General features: G+C 57.7%; 18 protein-coding genes. 4 read left to right on the top strand and 14 right to left on the bottom strand.

Annotated elements, in window-relative coordinates:
* Window position 1: 1 nt before the first annotated feature.
* The gene (locus tag BV494_RS10150; protein WP_104922765.1) at window positions 2-1483 is read right to left on the bottom strand and encodes a sugar ABC transporter ATP-binding protein; all 1482 of its coding nucleotides are present in this window, start codon (window positions 1481-1483) and stop codon (window positions 2-4) included.
* Between the two features lie 295 nt (window positions 1484-1778).
* Between BV494_RS10150 and BV494_RS10145 the strand changes: the two genes are divergently transcribed.
* Genes BV494_RS10145 through BV494_RS10135 form a run of 3 tightly spaced genes read left to right on the top strand, consistent with a single transcriptional unit; the run spans window position 1779 to window position 4037 of the window.
* Window positions 1779-2471 (top strand): CDP-alcohol phosphatidyltransferase family protein, encoded by a 693-nt coding sequence (locus tag BV494_RS10145; protein ID WP_104922764.1) that lies wholly within the window; start codon window positions 1779-1781, stop codon window positions 2469-2471.
* Window positions 2455-3105 carry a lysophospholipid acyltransferase family protein gene (locus BV494_RS10140; RefSeq protein WP_104922763.1) on the top strand — a complete coding sequence of 217 codons (651 nt, stop codon included), beginning with the start codon at window positions 2455-2457 and terminating at the stop codon, window positions 3103-3105. Before BV494_RS10145 ends, BV494_RS10140 begins: the two co-directional genes overlap by 17 nt.
* Window positions 3102-4037 carry a phosphatidate cytidylyltransferase gene (locus BV494_RS10135; protein ID WP_104922762.1) on the top strand — a complete coding sequence of 312 codons (936 nt, stop codon included), beginning with the start codon at window positions 3102-3104 and terminating at the stop codon, window positions 4035-4037. The genes BV494_RS10140 and BV494_RS10135 overlap by 4 nt, the downstream gene beginning before the upstream one ends.
* Before the next feature lie 744 nt (window positions 4038-4781).
* On the opposite strand, the gene BV494_RS10130 is transcribed toward BV494_RS10135, so the two are convergent.
* The 13 genes from BV494_RS10130 to rutA form a co-directional block, all read right to left on the bottom strand.
* Complete coding sequence (locus tag BV494_RS10130; protein ID WP_104922761.1) at window positions 4782-5642, bottom strand: VOC family protein; 861 nt, start codon at window positions 5640-5642, stop codon at window positions 4782-4784.
* Window positions 5635-6744 carry an alkylhydroperoxidase domain protein gene (locus BV494_RS10125; protein ID WP_104922760.1) on the bottom strand — a complete coding sequence of 370 codons (1110 nt, stop codon included), beginning with the start codon at window positions 6742-6744 and terminating at the stop codon, window positions 5635-5637. The genes BV494_RS10130 and BV494_RS10125 overlap by 8 nt, the downstream gene beginning before the upstream one ends.
* Window positions 6741-7817 (bottom strand): putative FMN-dependent luciferase-like monooxygenase, encoded by a 1077-nt coding sequence (locus BV494_RS10120; RefSeq protein WP_104922759.1) that lies wholly within the window; start codon window positions 7815-7817, stop codon window positions 6741-6743. The genes BV494_RS10125 and BV494_RS10120 overlap by 4 nt, the downstream gene beginning before the upstream one ends.
* Window positions 7818-7848: 31 nt before the next feature.
* A complete protein-coding gene (locus tag BV494_RS10115; RefSeq protein ID WP_104922758.1) occupies window positions 7849-9468 on the bottom strand; it encodes a dipeptide ABC transporter ATP-binding protein in 1620 nt (539 codons plus the stop codon).
* Window positions 9465-10328 (bottom strand): ABC transporter permease, encoded by an 864-nt coding sequence (locus BV494_RS10110; RefSeq protein WP_104922757.1) that lies wholly within the window; start codon window positions 10326-10328, stop codon window positions 9465-9467. Before BV494_RS10110 ends, BV494_RS10115 begins: the two co-directional genes overlap by 4 nt.
* On the bottom strand, window positions 10325-11284 hold the full coding sequence (locus tag BV494_RS10105) for an ABC transporter permease (protein WP_104922756.1): 960 nt from the start codon (window positions 11282-11284) through the stop codon (window positions 10325-10327). The genes BV494_RS10110 and BV494_RS10105 overlap by 4 nt, the downstream gene beginning before the upstream one ends.
* A gap of 16 nt (window positions 11285-11300) precedes the next feature.
* A complete protein-coding gene (locus BV494_RS10100; RefSeq protein ID WP_104922755.1) occupies window positions 11301-12941 on the bottom strand; it encodes a TIGR04028 family ABC transporter substrate-binding protein in 1641 nt (546 codons plus the stop codon).
* A gap of 279 nt (window positions 12942-13220) precedes the next feature.
* Entirely contained in the window at window positions 13221-14576 is a 1356-nt protein-coding gene (gene rutG / locus BV494_RS10095; RefSeq protein ID WP_104922754.1) for a pyrimidine utilization transport protein G, read from the bottom strand.
* 25 nt (window positions 14577-14601) lie between these two features.
* Window positions 14602-15129 carry an NADH-dependent FMN reductase RutF gene (gene rutF, locus BV494_RS10090; RefSeq protein ID WP_104922753.1) on the bottom strand — a complete coding sequence of 176 codons (528 nt, stop codon included), beginning with the start codon at window positions 15127-15129 and terminating at the stop codon, window positions 14602-14604.
* On the bottom strand, window positions 15114-15953 hold the full coding sequence (gene rutD, locus BV494_RS10085) for a pyrimidine utilization protein D (protein WP_104922752.1): 840 nt from the start codon (window positions 15951-15953) through the stop codon (window positions 15114-15116). The genes rutF and rutD overlap by 16 nt, the downstream gene beginning before the upstream one ends.
* Window positions 15954-15994: 41 nt before the next feature.
* Complete coding sequence (rutC, locus tag BV494_RS10080) at window positions 15995-16381, bottom strand: pyrimidine utilization protein C (protein WP_104922751.1); 387 nt, start codon at window positions 16379-16381, stop codon at window positions 15995-15997.
* Between the two features lie 26 nt (window positions 16382-16407).
* On the bottom strand, window positions 16408-17175 hold the full coding sequence (rutB, locus tag BV494_RS10075; RefSeq protein WP_226790064.1) for a pyrimidine utilization protein B: 768 nt from the start codon (window positions 17173-17175) through the stop codon (window positions 16408-16410).
* Window positions 17175-18266 carry a pyrimidine utilization protein A gene (rutA, locus tag BV494_RS10070; protein ID WP_104922750.1) on the bottom strand — a complete coding sequence of 364 codons (1092 nt, stop codon included), beginning with the start codon at window positions 18264-18266 and terminating at the stop codon, window positions 17175-17177. Before rutA ends, rutB begins: the two co-directional genes overlap by 1 nt.
* Before the next feature lie 398 nt (window positions 18267-18664).
* Here rutA and rutR point away from each other — a divergent pair, with 398 nt between their 5' ends.
* On the top strand, window positions 18665-19354 hold the full coding sequence (gene rutR / locus BV494_RS10065; protein WP_104922749.1) for an HTH-type transcriptional regulator RutR: 690 nt from the start codon (window positions 18665-18667) through the stop codon (window positions 19352-19354).
* Window positions 19355-19361 lie beyond the last annotated feature (7 nt).

Raw genomic sequence — 19361 nt, 5'->3', positions numbered from 1 at the left:
CTCACGCGGGTGTTCCTCCGGTTGAATAGACTAATAAGGTTTCTTCGTCGACGTCTGCGGCGTCCAGTTCGGCCACGATGCGGCCATCCCATAACACCAGAATGCGGTCGCATAAACCGACCAGTTCGGCGAACTCACCGGAAGCATAAATAATGCCTTTTCCCTGTTGCGCCAGGCCGTCAATCAGCCTGAACACGTCCGTTTTGGCCTTGATGTCTACGCCTTTGGTCGGTTCGTCAAAAATCAACACCTGACTCTCACTGCGCAGCCATTTTCCGATAGCCACCTTTTGCTGGTTACCCCCGGAAAGCCTCGCCAGCTTCTGCATCGGCCCGGAAGCGCGAATGCCTAAGCGGCTGATAATGTCTTTCGCCCACGACAGCGACTGGCGTTTACTGAAAATACTCCAGCGCGAAAACGAATCGTCGGCGGTGACGCTGAGGTTCATCGGGATATTTTCATCAATGAAAATCCCTTCCTTGCGCCGTTCTTCCGGCACTAACGCCAGACCCTGTTCCACGGAAAGATGCGGTTCTTTCGGCTTCCACGGTTTGCCGTTCAGCTCACCGCTTTCGACCTGACTGGGCGTCGCGCCAAACAGCGCTTTGCACAGCTCGGTTTTACCTGCGCCCGCCAGCCCGGCTATACCGAGGATTTCACCCCGGTGCAGGCGCAGCGAGATATCGCGCAACTTGTCTTTGTCATGCATGCCGTGAATGTGCAGCAGCGTTTCTCCGCTGTGCGGCGGACGGCGCGGCGGATAAATATCATCGAGCTGATGGCCGATCATTTTCTCGATAATCTGTTCGTTGCTCAGGCCGTCCATGCTGTCATCGCTGACCAGACGTCCGTCGCGCAGCACCGTCATGCGGTCGCAGATTTCGCGCAGTTCATGAATGCGGTGGGAAATAAAGACCACCGCCATACCCGCATTTTTCAGCTTGCGTACCAGCGCAAACAGTCGGGCGCTTTCTGCCTGATCCAGCGGCGCGGTCGGCTCATCAAGGATCAGGAAACGGCATTTGTGCGACAGCGCGCGCGCCAGCAAAATCAGCTGTTTCTCGGCGAGCGTGCAGTTTTCGATACGGGCTTTCAGGCTGATGTTCAGGCCAAGCTGTTCTACCAGCAACTGCGCCTGACGGTATAAACGCGGCCAGTTATGCAGATGACCGGGCTCGGAAAGCCGGTCCAGCATGATGTTTTCGGCGACATTCAGCGTGGGTACCAGCGCGACATCCACTTCCTGCTGGACCAGATGAATGCCGTGCGCCCGCGCGTGGTGCGGAAGTTTGATGTTCACCGGCTCGCCGTCGATGGTGATCTGCCCGGTGTAATGATCGTGCGTGCCGGAAAGGGCAGCCATCAGCGTCGATTTTCCGGCACCGTTCGCGCCGACCAGCGCATGGACGGATCCGCCTTCCAGCGTGAAATCAACCTGGCGAAGTGCGGGAAAACCGGCAAATGAAATCGAGATATTGCGCATCTCAAGACGGGAAGCGGTCACTGTACGTTGGCCTTCTAAACGGAGGGTGTGGAGCTTCAGACGTTTAGCCGTCTAAAATGCGATATAGCAGAGTTTTAACATATTGTGTGATTTAATCAACCAATTAAAAGGTCTAAGGGATGCTCAAATCGGCATAAGCCGCAGGGAGAGATTTATTGGCGATGGCTGAACAAAAACATATCACCCCGCAGGCAACTTCACTATTATCTGGATGCCTTACAAAGGCTTATAGAAATCAGGGTCATCAGTTTTCAGTAATAAAGGGATATTATTTATGGACTTAAATCTCAAGGATCGGCGGCCGATCGCCACACGGGATAAACGTTGGGCCAAAAACAGCGCGGTCTGGTTAAAGAATAAAGGGGTTACGCCGAATCAGATTTCCGTCGCCAGCATGGGGTTTGCGCTGGTATCCGGACTGAGTTTTCTGCTGGCGTTTTATTGTGAAACGGCTATCGGGCGCGGATTTCTTCTGTTGCTGGCGGCGCTGATGATTCAGGGGCGGCTCATCTGCAACCTGCTCGACGGCATGGTGGCAGTGGAAGGCGGCATGGCCAGCCCGGCGGGGCCGGTTTACAACGAATTACCGGATCGTGTTTCCGATACGCTGATTCTTGCGGGTGTCGGTTATGGCCTGGTGGCGATGCCGGAGGCGGTAACGCTGGGCTGGATTGCGGCGCTGCTGGCGCTGATGACGGCATATTTGCGTCTGCTGGGCGGAACCTGCGGGCTGAAACAGCAATTTCTCGGGCCGATGGCAAAACAGCACCGCATGGCGATTCTGTGTGCGGGCGCGGTGATTGCGATTTTCCTGCCGTCGCAGTGGGGTCAACTTCTGCTGCTGATTTGTCTGGCGGTCATTACGCTCGGCGCGCTGATGACCTGCTGGCGTCGCGGTGCGCGTATTTTGCGTGAACTGCATGAAAAGGCCGGAACTGAGGGAGATAACGATGGAACCTCGCACTAAATTACCGCTGGACGGCCGGCTGGTGGCCGGTTTTCTGGTGCGACTTTGCCGCCTGCTGACCGGCGTCCGCGCCCGCTGGCTGGCACCTTTGCCGGATCAACAGGCCCGCATTTACTACGCCAACCACTCCAGCCATCTCGACGGCATGGTGATTTGGGCCAGCCTGCCCGGTCATCTGCGCGCGCAGGTTCGTCCGGTAGCGGCAGCCGATTACTGGCTCTCCTCGAAATTACGGCGTTACATCGCACGCCGTGTGTTTAACGCGGTGCTGATCAAACGGCGTCCTGCTGAAAAACAGTCTGAGCAGCCGAACAATGCGCTGGAACTGATGAACGACCCGCTGAAAAAAGGTCAGTCGCTGATTATTTTCCCGGAAGGCACCCGTGGCAACGGCGAGGAAATCTCGCCCTTCAAAAGCGGGATCTGGCATCTGGCGAAAATGAACCCGGATGTCGAACTGGTGCCGGTTTATCTTGAAAACCTCAACCGCGTGCTGCCGAAAGGCTCCCGGCTGGTGGTGCCCATTCTGTGTTCGGCGACGTTTGGTGAACCGGTTGAAAGTATCCGGGAAGGGGAAGAGAAAGCGGAATTTCTGCTTCGTGCGCGGGCTGCTCTGGAGACACTGGCACCATGAATTTTCAGGATAAATCGTTAGTTTACTTACTGTGCGGATTGTTTGGTGTGCTGCTGATTGCCAGCATTCTGGGCTATCTGATCGCGCTGGTGAAAGGTAACACGCCGGTCGTCGCCAACCTGAATGCCCGCATCCGCGCCTGGTGGATGATGTGTATTTTATCGGTGATGGCGATGTGGTTCGGCCCGATCGGCTCGACGCTGCTGTTTGCCGTGATGTCGTTCCTGGCCTTGCGCGAATGCATCACGCTGACGCCCACCCGGCGCGGCGATCACGAAGCGCTGTTCTGGTGCTTCTTCATCATGCTGCCGCTGCAATATTTGCTGGTCGGCGAACGCTGGTACGGCACGTTTGCGATCTTCATTCCGGTCTACGCGTTTCTGTTTATTCCCACCCGCATGGCGCTGGCCGGAGACACGGTCAATTTCCTTGAGCGCAGCGCGAAAATTCAGTGGAGCATGATGCTGGCGGTGTACTGCATTAGCCACGCGCCAGCCTTGCTGATGCTGAACATTCCCGGTTATGAGAACCAGAACATCAAACTGCTGCTGTTCCTGATGATTGTGGTGCAGATTTCCGACGTGTTGCAGTACGTGTTCGGCAAGCTTTTCGGCAAACGCCCGATTGCGCCGCGTCTCAGCCCGAACAAAACCCTCGAAGGCTTTGTCGGCGGGATCCTCAGCGCCACGCTGGTCGGGACATTGCTGTGGTGGATCACCCCGTTCGCCCCGTGGCAGGCCGCACTGATTTCGCTGGTCATCACCTTACTCGGCTTCGCCGGGGGGTTGTGTATGTCGGCGATTAAGCGCGACCGCGGCGTGAAGGATTTCGGCGCGATGATCGAAGGGCACGGTGGGATGATGGATCGCATTGATTCGTTGTGTTTTGCAGCACCGGTGTTTTTCCACCTGATCAGGTTTTACTTCACCTGAAGGGGAGGGTTTTGGGTTGCGGCCCAAAACGGCAAGACCTTGGGTTGCAGCCCAAACCTGCAAAACCTTGGGTTGCCACCCAAACCCGCAAAACCTTGGGCTCGCCGCCCAAACTGGCCCAAAGGGCGCGTTAACGCGCGCGCCCTCTGGACACCCGCGCTTTTCAACTGCGTGCTGCCGCTCGCTGGCTATGTTTCAGCAACTCCGGCTAGTGCCGCAAACGCCGCCGCTGCGCGGTACTTTCGCTTCGGGTTCGAACCTGCTCAGAAAAGACTCTCGCCGTTTCTCACCTCTCACTCAACGTCGTTTTGAAAGCGGCCACAAACTTTCTAATTCGCAACCTCACCGCTGATTGCTACTTAAAAATGCCGTTGAATTTAGATAAGCCTCCGGCCGCTTTCAAAAAACATGCTGAATTACATAGCCAGTGGCCGCTTTCAGAAAGCTTGCCGAGCGAAGTGTTTCGAGACCTATGGCTCGAAACCGAGTAAGGGAACCGCGTAGCGGCAAGTTTTCGCGGCAATAGCTGTGGCACCTGAAACATAGCCAGCGAGCGGCAGCGCGCAGTTTAAGAGCCCGGGATTCTCAAGGGTGGTGGCGATAGACCACCCTTGAGGCCGGTTTGGGTGGCAACCCAAGGTCTTGCAGTGTTTGGGCGGCGAGCCCAAGGTGTTGACCTTGAAGCCCTTTTGGGTGGTAACCCAAGGTTTTAGTCGGTGTGGGCCGATGCCCACGACCTGGAATTTATTCTTCGCTAAATCTGACCGCCACTCCCAGTGAATCCGCTGCGCGAACCAAAACCCCACGGGTTAAGTCACTAAACGAAATTTCCCCCACGCGCAGGCTATTGCGCACCGCATCCAGCGACCGGGTCGCAAACTCCAACCCGATCATCCGCGCACTGCCGTTTTCCCCCTCCGGCACGATGCCAAATTCAGCCTGCGCCTGCTCTGGCGTCACAAACCGGACAGTTGCACGACCGGCGCGCAATGTCACGCCTTCAGCATTCGTTTGCAAGGCTTCTGCGCCGAACAGTTCGCCGTACACTTTAGCGGCGGCCTGCGGGGAGGCGGCGGAGATCACAAAACCGGTGATGTCCGCGACGCCGTTCGGGTGGTTTTGCCACTCGGTGCGCCACACCAGTTCCGGGGTCAGGTGCTGGCAGAAGAAACTGCGGCCATTGGGCACGCGGTCAGCGGCCAGCGGGACGGTGCGGAAACGGGCGTTGGGCGATGTGCCATCGTTAAGCGCTACCGGACGGAAGAATTCTGCCGGTGCGAAACCCGCAATATTTTGCTGTTGCAGATGATCAAACACCGCGTTCGAATTCTGCGTTTTCCACACCAGACCGGTGAGGCCGAGCGGGGCCTGCCAGAGATCCTGACGCGTATGCGCATTGCCCGGCTCAAACCCAAGCAGTTCCAGATAGTTTTCGCCGAAAATCGCCAGATGATTGCTGGATCCGAGCGAATGATGGCCGCGCGGCGTGAGCTGGAAACCGAGACGGCGGAACTGCTGCTCCGCACCGTTAAGCTGTTCGGCGACGTTAATCACCACGTGATCGAGCTGCGGTATCAGGCGTTGAGAAGTCTGTGAATCAGTCATTAAACGGTTCTCCCAGCGTTAACATCAGGCGGTTTGCCCAGGCGAAGAACGCCACAGACTGCGCCAGATCGACGATTTCCAGTTCGCTCAAACCCTGATCGCGCAACGCCTTAACGTGCTCCGGCGAGGCGACCGGCGGCGTGGCGGAGAGCGCGGCGGCGAAATCAATTTCAGCCTGCCAGCGCGGGGATTGATCTTTGCTGAGAATGCCGCCCGGCGGGGTGTCGATCAGCCGCTGAACGTCTTCAGTTTGTTTGGAAAGCTGGCTGGCTTTGCGCGAATGCACCGACGCACAGTAAATACAGCCGTTGATTTTGCTCGCCACGGTAGCCGCCAGTTCGCGCTCTTTGCGCGGCAGGCCGCCGGAGGTGTAGAAAATGCCTTTGTCGGTCAGCGTGCGTTGCTCAAGCACCGGCAGGTTGCGGCCTAACAGACGGAAATAGTCGGAATCCGTATGGCCGAACTTCGCCAGAATCACCTGCTGGGCTTCATCAAATTCCTCCAGCTTTTTGGACGGGATCCACGGTTCCCAGCCGAGTTCCTCCTGCGTGAAAGCCTGCGGCGCGTCGCGGCCGCTGTGGGTGTTCGGCTCAGTGCGCCAGAACGCGGCGCCGACCGGTTTATTGCTGGCGTTTTCCACCGGTTTGCCGCCAATCAGACGGTAACTGCGCAGCGCACGGCTCTGGAAACTGACGAAAGCAATCAGCTGCGAAATCGTGACGATGGCATCCACCGACCAGCCGGCTTTTTTCAGTGCCTGCAAGTGCGCTGGCGTGGCGCTGGCGGGTTTGAAACTCAGGCGCTCGCCGTGGGTCAGCGCGGCGTCGAGACGGGCGGTTTCGTCGATGTCCGGCAAATCCTGCAAACGCTCGGAATAGTGATTGGTGAGCTGTGAATCGCCGTGCCAGCGCGCCACGTTTTGCGCTAAACGCAAACGTTCGGCCAGCGAGAAATCCACGCCGTCCTGTTCGGTAAACAGCGCATCGTAGCTGCCCTGCGCGTGACGGGTCGCGGCGTCGCGGGTGTCACGCGCTTGTTTCAGTTCAGAAGACGGCGTAATGTCAGCCAGTTTTTCCAGCAGGTCAGTCGAATAAGTGGTCATAAGTTGTCCTGTGTAGATGCAGCCTTAGATAACGTAGGGTCGGCGGAAGCGGTGGAAACGTGGCGCTGCGGCGTGCGGCGAACCCAGCCGAGAGCGGGCGCGACGTGACGCGCAATCAGTTCAATGGAACGCAAAATGTAAGGGTGCGGCGGATCGATAGAATGCACCTGAAACGCCAGATCGGTGACGCGGGCCAGCGCAGTGTCGGCCTGTAGCGTGGCGGTGACCTGTGCGGCAGTGCCGAGATGCACGTCAAACGTGCGGATGTAATCGTCCAGCGTATCGCCTTTCACAATTTGTCCGCTGGCGCGGTGATTTTCGGCCTGACGGCGTAAACCTTTTTGCGCCAGTTCGCGGGCTTCGTCACCGTTTTCCGTCACAAACGCCGTGCGTGAACCCATGATGCGCGGCGCAACGCCTTCCGGCAGCGCGTCGAGATAGGCATCGATAATCGGGTTTTGCAGTTCGTCGAGACGCAGATCTGGCGCATTCGCCGGGCGCGGCTGGGTGCGCGAAAGCATCAGCCCGTCGCCGGATTTCCCGGCACGCGCGCCGCCGTCCACCGAGAACGTGGCCTGCCAGACGCGTTTTTCCAGATGCGGTGCCGCCGGATACAGCCGGTTATCGGTGCCTGCCAGCGGTTCACCGCGCCACGCGGTCAGCAGGGTTTGCAGATTATGGCTAAACACCGCGCCGCGCTCGCTGCTTTCAAAGCCGAACGGCAGGAATGACGACGGCGTGCCGCCGGAGCCCAGCCCGACTTCAAGACGTCCGCCGGAGAGTAAATCCAGCACGGCGGTGTCTTCTGCCACGCGCACCGCATTTTCCATCGGCAGCGTAATCACGCCGGTGCCGAGACGGATAAAACGGGTGTGCGCCGCAACCTGCGCCAGGAAAACCAGCGGAGCGGGCAGGCCGCCTTCCGCTTCGTGAAAATGGTGCTGCGCGACCCACGCGGAGTCAAAACCCAGCTGCTCGGCGTGAATGATTTGCTCCGTCGCCAGTCGGTAACGTTCCTGCGCGCTGGTGTTATCCAGAAGTCGGGTGAAAAACCCAAGACGTTTGCTGCTCATAATGTCCCTCTTTTCTTTTTCATGTGCTGACTCAGGCGGCGCGGTGGCGGCCGGGGATCGCATCGATCAGCTGACGCGTGTAATCGCTGGAAGGCAGCGCAAACACGTCTTCCACGTTGCCGGAATCCACCTGTTGCCCGCGGTTGAGCACCGAGACGCTGTGGGAGATTTGCCGGACGGTCGCCAGATCGTGCGAGATAAATAAATAGGTCAGGCCGAGTGAATCCTGAAGCTGCTGAAGCAGGGTCAGGATTTGCGCCTGTACGGTGACGTCGAGCGCCGAAGTCGCCTCGTCGAGCACCAGCACTTTCGGTTCAAGGATCAGCGCGCGGGCAATCGCCACGCGCTGACGCTGGCCGCCGGAAAGCTCACGCGGTTTGCGGCCCAGCAGTTCTTCCGGCAGCGCCACGCGGCGGGCGATATCCAGAACGCGTTCACGGCGCACCGCTGACGGTATTTTTTCGAAGTTCAGCAGCGGTTCTTCAATCACGCTGAACAAAGTCTGCGACGGATCGAGCGAGGCGAACGGGTTCTGATACACCAGCTGAATTTTACGGCGCACCTGACGCAGCGCTTCGCCCCTGAGGCGCGTGATGTCTTCGCCGTCGATCAGTACGCGGCCTCTGTCCGGTTTCTGGAAACCGAGCAGAATGCGTGCGAGCGTGGTTTTACCCGAGCCGGATTCGCCGACCAGAGAATGTGTGGTGCCGCGCGGAATGCTGAACGAGACGTTATCGACGGCGCGAAATGCCGCCTGATGTTTGCCGCCCAGTGAGAAATCATGGGTGACATTTTCGACCACCAGCACCGGTTCGGCGACGGCGGCAATATGCGCACGGTGACGGCCTGATAGGGCAGGAACGTCGGCAAACAGCTGGCGGGTGTATTCGCTTTTCGGTGCGTTCAGCACTTCCGCCGTCACGCCCTGTTCCTGCACTTTGCCGTTACGGAATACCAGCAAACGGTCGGCGCGTTCGGCGGCAATCGCCAGATCGTGCGTGACCAGCAAAACGGCGGTGCCGGATTCGCGGCGCAAATCGTCAATCAAATCCAGAATGCGTTTTTGCACGGTGACGTCGAGCGCGCTGGTCGGTTCGTCGGCAATGATCAGCGCCGGTTGCAGCGCAATGGCAATCGCAATCAGCACGCGCTGTTTCATGCCGCCGGAAAGTTCGTGCGGATACTGTTTCGCGCGTTGTTCCGGGTGCGTGAGGCCGACGCGGGTCAGCAGTTCCACCACGCGGGCGTCGCGCTGAACACGCGGCAGGCGCTGGTGGATATCCAGAATTTCGGCAACCTGCGAACCGATGGTTTTGACCGGATCCAGCGAACTGGTCGGATCCTGCGGGATCAGGCTGATGCGTGCGCCGCGCAGGGCGTCGAGACGCTTCTGCGACCACTGGCTGATGTCGGTGCCGTTCAGGCGGATTTCGCCCTGTTCGATATGACCGTTTTCCGCCAGCAGGCCGATGATCGACTGCGCGGTGGTGGTTTTACCGGAACCCGATTCACCCACCAGCGCCAGCACTTCTCCGGCATTAATGGAAAACGAGACGTTGTGGACTACCGCTTTGCCGTCGTAGGCAATCGTCACGTTATCCAGCTCAAGAACGGGGGCGGTGGGGCTATTGAAAGTCGCCTGTGTGCTCATCGTGTTCTCCTGCGTAATGACTGGCTGATGCGGTTGGCGGAAAGCACCACCAGCACCACGACGACACCGGGGAAGGTGGTCAGCCACCAGGCGGTTGAAATGTAGTTACGGCCTTCGGCAATCAGTAAACCCCATTCCGGCGTTGGCGGCGGTGTGCCGTAACCAAGGAAACTCAGGGTGGAAATCGCCAGAATTGCACTGCCAAATTGCAGTGCGGAGAAGGCAATCACCGACGTCAGCGAGTTCGGCAAAATGTGCCGCCAGAGGATCGAGAAGAAGGTGCCGCCGCTGCCGTAGGCCGCTTCGACGTAATCGCTGTGGCGCACCAATACCACTTCGGCGCGGGCGAGGCGGGCGAAGTTGGCGACGGAGGTGACCCCGACGGCAATCGCCGCGTGAACCGTGCCGAAGCCGAGCAAAATGATGACGCTCAGCGACAACAACAGACCGGGAATCGACAGCAACACGTCGTTGATGCGCATGACAATGGCGTCAACAATGCCGCCGCTGGCCCCGGCTGCCAGCCCTAATGCGGTGCCGAACACCAGCCCGAGCGCCACGGCGACCAGTGCGCCGGAGAGTGAATGCGACGCGCCGTAAACGATGCGGGCGTACACGTCACGGCCGAGCTGATCGGTGCCCAGCCAGTGGCCGGCCTGCGGCGCCAGACGCTGCGCGCCCGCGATGCCTTCAGTGCCGCTGTAATCGGTAAACCAGCCGGGCGCGACCGCCCATAAAATCACGGTCGCGATCACCAGCCAGGCGATGATCAGCCCCGGCTGTAAACGGGCCGGTTTCCAGCGGCGGCGCTGTGTGGCGGGCACGGAAAGTATGCTTTTACCCAGCGGTAAGCTGCTCATGCGGTGGCTCCCTTTGAGTTTTTCGAGGCATTGGCTTTAAGGCGCGGATCGAGCAGCGGATAAAGCAAATCGACCAGTAAGTTGATGCCGACAAAAGCGGCGGCGGAAATCACCACAATCGCCTGTAAAACCGCGACGTCCTGATTGTTCACCGCCTGCTGTGTCAGTTGACCGAGGCCATTCAGGCCAAATACCGTTTCGGTGATCAGCGCCCCGGCGATCAGTTCGCCAAACAGCAAACCGGCGATAGTCAGCACCGGAAGCAGGGCGTTGCGCGCCACATGACGCCACAACACGCCGCTGCGGCTGGCCCCTTTGGCGCGGGCAACGGCGACGAACGGCTGGGTTTGCACCTGATCAATGCTGCGGATCAGGATCTGCGCCAGCGGTGCGGAAATCGGTACGGCCAGCGTCACCACCGGCAGAATCAGCCCGACCCATTCCCCCGGATTGATCACCGGGATCCAGCGCAGATGGAAAGAGAAAAACTGAATCAACGCGATGCCGAGCCAGAAAGTCGGAATGGAGATAAACAGCGACGGCACCGACTGCAACAGGTTTTTCAGCCAGCCGAAATGCAGCAGGCTGGAGGTAAACGCCAGCGCAAAGGCCACCACGGCGGCCAGTGCGAAGCCCATCAGCGCCAGCCGCAAAGTCGGCGGAAAGTTGCTGCTGAGTAATTCAGTGACCGGTACGCCAGCCTGAATCGAATAGCCCAGATCCCCGCGCAGGAAATTCCCCAGCGTGTGCAGATATTGCTGCACCAGCGGCACATCCGCGCCGTAGGCCGCGCGCATGTCCGCGATTTGCGCCGGGCTCAGCCCCATGTCCGGGTTCTGGAATTTAATCAGAATGGCATCGCCCGGCAGCACTTGCAGGAGAATGAAGGAGACGGTAAACGCCGCCCACAACACCAGCAAAGCCTGCCCAAAACGACCGCTAACGTATCGGTTCATGATTCACTCCTGCCTGTTAGTGCTTTTCAAGCCATGCGGCGTAGAAGCTTGGACGGCCAACGGCTTCAAAGCTCACGCCTTTAAAGTAAGGTGCTCCGGCATAAACTTGTGGCTCTTCGAAAATCGGAATGACGTAAGCCTGATCGAGCAGGTAGTTCTGCACGTCACCGGCCAGCGCCAGACGTTTTTTCGGATCTACTTCGGCTGAAATTGCCACCAGCAGGTCATTCAGTTTGTCGTCACGGAAGCTTTTCACCTTGCTGCTCAGGCCGCCTTTTTGCAGCAGCGCATCGCGGTTGGTCGGGTAGAAGGAGCTTTTGATGACGTCCGGATCGGCGCGGCCGACTTCCACCACGTTCGCCGGCGTTTTTTCCGGATCCAGGTTGTCGGCTACGCGGCTGCCCGCGTCACCGGCCAGGATGTTCAGCTTCGCGCCGACCTGATTCCACTGCTGCGAAATCAGCTGCAAGACTTCTTTGTTCTGTGGTTGCGGCAGGGATTCATAAATGGTCAGTGACAGCGTTTTGCCGTCTTTCTGGCGCAGGCCGTTCGGGCCCGGTTTCCAGCCCGCTTCGTCCAGCAGCTTTTTCGACAGCGTCGGGTCATAAGTGAGTTTGTTGCTCAGATCCACGTAACCGGCAGCCGTTTTGGCGATGACGGACGTGGCCTGCGGATAGTTTGGCGAGAACAGCGTTTCGACCACCTGTTTGCTGTTGGTGGCGTGCAGCAGCGCCTGACGGACTTTCAGATCAGACACCAGCGCGTTGTCCGGACGGAACGAAATACTGTCGTTCACGCCTTTGGTTGGCGCGGCATAAATCGGGAAGTTCTGGTCTTTGGCCTGCTTCTCGTCATACGCCTGAACCTGACGGATGAAATCTGCCTGACCGGCCAGCAGCGCGCCGATACGCACGCTGTCTTCACCGGTGACGATCACTTTGATGACGTCGAGATTAGCGCGACCCTGCTGTTTGAGGTTTTTCGGCCCCCAGTTGTAATCTTTGCGCGCCGTCAGATCGACTTCACGACCGAGCGTTTCCTTGCTGACCACGAACGGGCCGGAACCGATGATGTGCGTCGCGTCGCCCAGCGCATCAAAATTGCGATCCAGCGTGCTCAGTGATACCAGCCCGGAGCCGATGGTCGCCGTGCCTTGCAGGAAGCCCGGTGAGGATTTTTTGAAGTAGAACTTCACGGTCAGCGGATCAACCACTTCGCTGTGGTCGTAGTTGTTAATCACTTCGGAAACCGGCAGATGGCGTTCTTTGTTGCCCAGCCCGTAGGTGTCGAAGTTTTTCGCTACGGCGTTGGCATCAAGCGGCGTGCCGTCGGAGAAGGTCACGCCCGGACGCAGTTTGAAGGTGTATTCGGTTTTGTCGGCGTTGAAGCTCCAGGATTCGGCAATCCACGGTTCGACTTCCAGCGTCTTCGGGTTCTGATAGGTCAGCTTGTCGGTGATCTGATTCAGGATGCCGCCGTTCGGGTAAAAACCTCCCGCCGGAGGATATAAGTTGGTGTGTGCCTGTTGTTCGAGATAAACCAGCGTTCCGCCCTGAACCGGCGTTGAATCGGCGGCAAAAACGGCGTAAGAACTGGTGATCAATACCCCTAAAGCCAGTGCGCGTGTGACCGCGTTTCTCCGGCGAAGAATGTGCATAGTGAGACCCTTTTTATTTTTGGTGATTGCTGGCAGATGAATCACTTCCGGCGTGCTTTAGAACGAAAGTGCTGGTGCCATAACAAACCAATTTAAAAGGGAGGTGAACGAAGGAAATGTGCATTGGTTTGCCGAAATCCAGCAAAAGCAGGAAAAGGGGACGCAGGAGAGGAAATGGCAGGAAACAGAAAGAAAAAAACCAGCGGTTAATCCGGACGGGTGGACCGGATAACCGCTGGCGATCATCAAAAATGATGAGCTAAGGAGAAACTGAGGTCGTCAGTGATCTTTTAATGCAGCTTCTGTGCCAGTTTTTATTTCCGGCTGCGTTTTAACCTGTTTGCTGCGGCTGAGGAAGGCGTTCAGCAAGATTGCGCCAAACGTCGCCGTGCCGATGCCGCCCATGCTGAAGCCGCCCAGACTCAGGGTAAAGTTGCCTGCGCCCAGTACCAGCGTGACGGCAACCATGATGAGATTTCCGTTAAGACCCAGATCCACCTGGTTTTGTACCCAGATGCGCGCACCGGCGACGGCAATCAAACCGAACACCACAATCGATGCGCCGCCTAATACCGGACCGGGAATGGTGTGGATCAGTGCACCAAATTTGGGCGAGAAGCCCAACACAATGGCAACAATCGCAGCAGCGACGAAAATCAGCGTGGAATAAATTTTTGTAACCGCCATGACGCCGATGTTTTCTGCGTAAGTGGTCACGCCGGTTCCGCCCGCGGAGGCTGACAGTAATGTCGCCAGCCCGTCGCCGACAAACGCGCGGCCCATGTACGGGTCGAGGTTTTTACCGGTCATGCCCGCGACTGCTTTAATGTGTCCGAGATTTTCGGCCACCAGAATCACGGCCACCGGCGCAATCATCAGCATCGCGTGGGTGCTGAACACCGGCGTGGTGATGGTTGGCAGACCAAACCACGCAGCCTGTGTGACGGCGGTGAAATCCACCGGTGCGCCCAGCCCCAGGACGTTTGTGACCAGCATATAAATCAGATACGCCGCCACCAGCCCGAGCAGCAGGAGTAAGCGCTGCACCAGCCCGCGGGTGAAAACGGCCACCGAACCGATACACAGCACGGTCACCACCGCCATCCAGCTGTCAAACGACGACGCCGAAACGCTGTTAATGGCAATCGGCGCGAGGTTCAGACCAATCGCCATCACTACCGCACCGGTCACGACCGGCGGCATCAGGCGTTCAATCCAGCGCGTGCCGACGGCCATCACCACAAAACCAATCAGCGTATAAATGACGCCGCAGGCAATAATGCCGCCGAGCGCCACGCCGATATTCGGGTTCGCGCCGTGGCCACTGTAGCCGGTCACCGCAATCACCAAACCGACAAACGCCGCGCTCGATCCGAGATAGCTCGGCACGCGTCCGCCGACCACCAGGAAAAACAGCAGGGTGCCGATGCCGGACATCAGGATCGCCATGTTGGCGTCAAACCCCATCAGCAACGGCATTAATACCGTTGCGCCGAACATGGCGACGGTATGTTGCAGCCCCATAATCACCGTCGGCCCTAACGGCAGCCGTTCGTCCGGCGCAATAACGGCGCCATCCAGATTGCCTTCTCTTTTACGCCACTTTGGAAACCAGGAGGTATTGGTATTTGCCATGCTGCAATTCCCTAATCAGGTTGAGTTAACAGGCTGACTGCCGCATCAGCGGGTGATAGCGGCGGTCGAAATACACCAGTCCGTGGCGTTCGTCGTTGCGGGTGATCGCGACGGCTTCGCAAAACAAAATATCGTGGGTGCCAATCTGGGTGACTTGCGTAATTTTGCAATCAAACGACACCAGCGCATCGCTGAGAATCGGAGAGCCTGTGGAAAGGGATGACCATTCAGCGGCGTCAAAACGTTGTTCCATCGGCGTTTTTCCGCCGAATAAATTCGACAGCGATTCATGACAGTCGGCGAGCGTGTTGACGCACAGCACCTGATTTTCGGTAAAGGCCGGATACACCGACGCCGAGCGGTTCAGGCAAACGAGTAAGGTCGGCGGGGAGTCGGTGACGCTGCACACGGCCGATGCGGTAAAGCCCGCGCGCCCGCCGGGGCCGTCGGTGGTGATGATGTTAACGGCGGAACCGAGATGCGCCATCGCATCGCGGAACGCTTGTTTTTCGACGGTTGATGCCGTTGGCTTAGCGGTTAGTGTTTCGGCCATGTTGTCTCCGTGGGCAGGTGGTGGGAAGGCGCGGCAGGTTTTTGCGATGAATGCCGTTGCAGCCATTCCAGTAAAATCGGGTTAAACGTTTCCGGGTCGGTCACGCTCATGGCATGGCCGCCGTACAGCATTTGTGTGTGTTCACTGTTTTGCAGCCGTTCGGCGAGGTCGGCAGAGCGCATCCACGGCACCAGCAAATCATCTTTGCAGCTGAACGCCAGCGTGGGTGCGATCACCTGCCCGAGCGTTTCCGTTAAATCGGAATTCATCAGCGCCTGAAGCCGGTGAAGCAGGTTTTCCATTCCCTGAAAATGCGCCACCTGATGCTGGCGCTCTTCCTGAAGTAATGCGTCGTTGGCCGACAGCCAGTCGCCCGGATACAGAAACAGCGGTTGCGCCTGCACGTAGGCATCGACGCCGCTGTTGAGCAGTAAATTCTGGCGGACTTCAAAGCAGCGGCGCGTCTGGTTGTCGAGCTTCGCCCAGCCGTTGATCACCACCAGGCTTTGCAGCAGCGCGGGATAACGCAGGGCCAGATGCAGGCCAATAATGCCGCCGAGCGCGTGGCCCACCAGATGGCAGCGGGTGATATCCAGTTCGTTGAGCAGTCCGGCGAGTTCATCCGCCATGTCTTCCATCCGGTAACCGGCGGGTACCGTGCCTTTACTGACGCCGGTTCCGTGCTGGTCATAGATGATGACGCGAAAATGCGCGCTCAGCATCGCCAGTTGGGGTTGCCAGAAGCTGCCTGAACCGCCGAGGCCGGAGGAAAGCACCACGGTTTCGGCGTCTGCATTATTGTTACCCAATACCTTGTAATACATGGTGTTTCCTCAAGGTGTTCAGGAGGTCGGAACCCTGCGCTTTACTTGCCGATGTGCGCGATAGTGGCGATTTCAATCAGCGCGCCCGGTTTGACCAGCCCGCACTGAATGCAGAACCGCGCCGGTTTTTCGCCCGGAAAATAGTCGGCGTAAACCTGATTCACGGCGGCGTAATTCGCCCAGTCGGTGATGAAAATCGAGTTCATGGTGACGTCATCCATTGTGCCGCCCGCGGTTTCAATCACGCTTTTGATGGTTTCCAGCACATGGCGGGTTTGCGCGGCGGCATCGCCCAGATGCACGACGTTATTGTCTTTATCAAAAGGCAACGTGCCGGAGACGTAAACCACGCCGTCGGCCAGCGTTCCCGGAACAAACGGTGCCAGCGGAACGCCGCTGCCAGCCGGAATAATGGCACTTTTAGGCATATTTCAATTTCCTTTTCATAAAGCCGTTATGCGGCGTTTTGTTTAGCGTCATAACCCACAGCGTCGCAGAAATCGCGCACGCTGGAGACCCAGCCAAAGAACGTTTCGATGTTATAAATCGCCGCTTTTTGCGCGAATTCCGGGCCAGCCTGATGGGTGGCGTCTTCAAGCACCACGCCAAAATATTCGAGGAAGAAACCGTCACGCAGCGTGGATTCCACGCACACGTTGGTGGCGATGCCGGTGAACACCAGGTGGTGAATGCCGTAGCTGCGCAGCAGGCTGTCGAGCTGGGTGTTGAAGAATCCGCTGTAGCGCGGTTTAGGCAGCACGATGTCGCCCGGCTGTGGCCGGAGTTCATCCACCAGGTCGTAATCCCAGTCGCCTTTTGCCAGTAATTTACCCATCAGTTCCGGGCGTTTACGCATGGTTTTCAGCGCGTTGGATTTGTGAAAGTTTGGCGAACCTGCGCCACCGGCTTCGACGTACTGATTGTCCCAGCCGTTCTGGAAGAAGATCACTTTGATGCCTGCGGCGCGCGCGGCGGCAATGGCCACTTTGATGTTGGCGATCACCGGCGCGGTCGCGGAGACGTCAAAACCGGCCAAATCCAGATAACCGCCCTGCGAGGCGTACGCATTCTGCATATCCACCACAATCAGCGCCGTTTGCTGCGGTGTAAACGCAATGGCTTCCGGACGGGCCGTGAGAATGGTTTCCTCACCGCTGTTCTTCGGTTCGCGGCGAACCACGTTCAGATCTTCAACCGCTTTCGGTTTCTCAAACAACGTCATCAGGCCACCTCTTTCTGTTCTGTTGCGATGTGCTGGCGGGTTTTCATTAATGGCTGGATGAAACGGCCAAAGTTTTCGATGCCTTCTACGAAATCGTCGAAGGTCAGCAGGACGCCGCCTGCGCCCGGCACGGTGTCGATTTCATCAAGCATTCTGGCGACGCTGGCGTAGGAACCGACCAGCGTGCCCATGTTGATATTGACCGCCGACGTGGGGTCGGCCATCTGGCGGACATTGGTGTCGGCACCGGATTTGGTATCTTTGCTGCTCTGGTCGGTAAGCCACGCCAGCGCTTCGGCATCGGCACCGTCTTTGTACAGTTCCCATTTGGCGCGGGCGGCGGCGTCGGTTTCATCCGCGATGACCATAAAAAGCACGTAAGAGGAGACGTCGCGGCCTTCGGCTTGCGCCGCCGTTTTCATGCGTGCAGCGGTCGGCGCAAACGCGGTCGGCGTGTTAACGCCTTTGCCAAAGCAGAAGTTGAAATCGGCGTGTTTAGCAGAGAACGCCATGCCTGCGTCGCTTTGTCCGGCGCAGATCACTTTCATTTCAGACTGCGGGCGCGGGCTCACGCGGCAGTCGTCCATCTTGAAGAATTCGCCGTCGAGCGTGCAGTGGCCGGTGCCCCACAGGTCGCGCAGGACGCTGACATATTCGGTCAGATAGTCATAACGGCGGCTGAAATAGTCGTCGCCCGGCCACATGCCCATTTGTTCGTATTCCGGTTTCTGCCAGCCGGTGACGACGTTCACGCCGAAACGGCCATTGGAGATGGAATCAATGGTGGCAGCCATGCGCGCAACAATCGCCGGTGGCATCACCAGCGTGGCGGCGGTGGCGTAGAGCTGGATGCGGGAGGTCACGGCGGCAAGGCCCGCCATCAGCGTGAACGACTCCATGTTGTGTTCCCAGAATTCGGTTTTACCGCCGAAGCCGCGCAGTTTGATCATCGACAGCGCAAAGTCGAAATGATAATGCTCCGCCTTCTGCACGATGGTTTTGTTCAGTTCAAAAGTTGGTTTGTACTGTGGCGCGGTTTCAGAAATTAACCAGCCGTTGTTGCCGATAGGAATAAAGACACCGATTTTCATAGCTCACCTCAGTTGAAGATTCATTTTTCAATACAAGGGCTTGCGAAAATCTCTGCGCGGCTTGAGTGCGTCCTGCGGGTTCCGAATTGCACCGTGCTGAAATTTCCTAACGGGGTGAGTATTGCAAAGGCAGTGCCACTTTTTTAAATGTGATGATTATCAGCAGGTTAATAAAATATTTTAGTTACTGGTGGAGCAAGCGGTCTGTTTCAGACCATTTGGTCAAAACAAACTGCACGTTAATCAGGCAGGAATGTCCGCAAATGGTGCATTTTTGTTAAACAACACAATTATTATGGTTATTAATTTGTTGTTTAATTGGCCTGACTTATAGCGATAGTCGCATTTATCCCTATTTGTTATGATTTCATCCTTGCTGTTTGTCTCAGGAAATCCTTGTGAAGCCATTGGTCGAACCTCCTCAGCCCGCCGCCGGGGAAAGTACATCCCGCAAAGCCGGGGTGAAAGCACCGACGCGCCGCTCGCGGGCGGTCGCCGCCAAACGTGGCAATATCATGGCCGCCGCGCTGGAATTTTTCTCGCTGTACGGCATTCACGGCACCAGCCTGGATCAGGTCGCCGAGCGCGCCGACGTCTCGAAAACCAATCTGCTGTATTACTTCCCGTCGAAAGAAGATCTGTATATTGCCGTGCTGAAAGGCCTGCTGGATATCTGGCTGGCCCCGCTGAAAGCGCTGCAACGGGATCAACATCCGCTGGAAGCGATACGCGACTATATCCGCCTGAAACTCTGTGTTTCCCGCGATCATCCGCAGGCGTCGCGACTGTTTTGTCTGGAGATGGTGCAGGGCGCGCCGCTGCTGAAACAGGAACTCGGCGGCAGCCTGAAAACGCTGGTGGAAGATAAATCGGATGTGATCCGCGGCTGGATAAAAGATGAATTAATTGCGCCGGTTGATCCGATGCAGCTGATTTTTATGCTGTGGGCAACCACGCAGCATTACGCCGATTTTGGCGTGCAGGTTGAAGCCATTACCGGCAAAACGCTCAACGATCCTGAGTTTTTCGAACTGACCGTGAGCAACGTGCAGCGCATTATTACCGAAGGCATACAGCTTCGGGCTTGAAGAGGTC

Source organism: Rahnella sikkimica, from assembly GCF_002951615.1.
Taxonomy (GTDB): Bacteria; Pseudomonadota; Gammaproteobacteria; order Enterobacterales; family Enterobacteriaceae; genus Rahnella; species Rahnella sikkimica.
This window is presented reverse-complemented; position numbering and strand designations above follow the sequence as displayed.

What these genes read in the sequence shown, in the direction of transcription:
- rutA (WP_104922750.1), bottom strand. Translation starts at nt 18,266, where the DNA reads ATGAAAATCGGTGTCTTTATTCCTATCGGCAACAACGGCTGGTTAATT.
- BV494_RS10105 (WP_104922756.1), bottom strand. Translation starts at nt 11,284, where the DNA reads ATGAACCGATACGTTAGCGGTCGTTTTGGGCAGGCTTTGCTGGTGTTG.
- BV494_RS10110 (WP_104922757.1), bottom strand. Translation starts at nt 10,328, where the DNA reads ATGAGCAGCTTACCGCTGGGTAAAAGCATACTTTCCGTGCCCGCCACA.
- BV494_RS10120 (WP_104922759.1), bottom strand. Translation starts at nt 7,817, where the DNA reads ATGAGCAGCAAACGTCTTGGGTTTTTCACCCGACTTCTGGATAACACC.
- rutB (WP_226790064.1), bottom strand. Translation starts at nt 17,175, where the DNA reads ATGACGTTGTTTGAGAAACCGAAAGCGGTTGAAGATCTGAACGTGGTT.
- BV494_RS10145 (WP_104922764.1), top strand. Translation starts at nt 1,779, where the DNA reads ATGGACTTAAATCTCAAGGATCGGCGGCCGATCGCCACACGGGATAAA.
- BV494_RS10135 (WP_104922762.1), top strand. Translation starts at nt 3,102, where the DNA reads ATGAATTTTCAGGATAAATCGTTAGTTTACTTACTGTGCGGATTGTTT.
- rutC (WP_104922751.1), bottom strand. Translation starts at nt 16,381, where the DNA reads ATGCCTAAAAGTGCCATTATTCCGGCTGGCAGCGGCGTTCCGCTGGCA.
- BV494_RS10100 (WP_104922755.1), bottom strand. Translation starts at nt 12,941, where the DNA reads ATGCACATTCTTCGCCGGAGAAACGCGGTCACACGCGCACTGGCTTTA.
- BV494_RS10140 (WP_104922763.1), top strand. Translation starts at nt 2,455, where the DNA reads ATGGAACCTCGCACTAAATTACCGCTGGACGGCCGGCTGGTGGCCGGT.
- BV494_RS10130 (WP_104922761.1), bottom strand. Translation starts at nt 5,642, where the DNA reads ATGACTGATTCACAGACTTCTCAACGCCTGATACCGCAGCTCGATCAC.
- BV494_RS10115 (WP_104922758.1), bottom strand. Translation starts at nt 9,468, where the DNA reads ATGAGCACACAGGCGACTTTCAATAGCCCCACCGCCCCCGTTCTTGAG.
- rutD (WP_104922752.1), bottom strand. Translation starts at nt 15,953, where the DNA reads ATGTATTACAAGGTATTGGGTAACAATAATGCAGACGCCGAAACCGTG.
- rutG (WP_104922754.1), bottom strand. Translation starts at nt 14,576, where the DNA reads ATGGCAAATACCAATACCTCCTGGTTTCCAAAGTGGCGTAAAAGAGAA.
- rutF (WP_104922753.1), bottom strand. Translation starts at nt 15,129, where the DNA reads ATGGCCGAAACACTAACCGCTAAGCCAACGGCATCAACCGTCGAAAAA.
- BV494_RS10125 (WP_104922760.1), bottom strand. Translation starts at nt 6,744, where the DNA reads ATGACCACTTATTCGACTGACCTGCTGGAAAAACTGGCTGACATTACG.
- BV494_RS10150 (WP_104922765.1), bottom strand. Translation starts at nt 1,483, where the DNA reads ATGCGCAATATCTCGATTTCATTTGCCGGTTTTCCCGCACTTCGCCAG.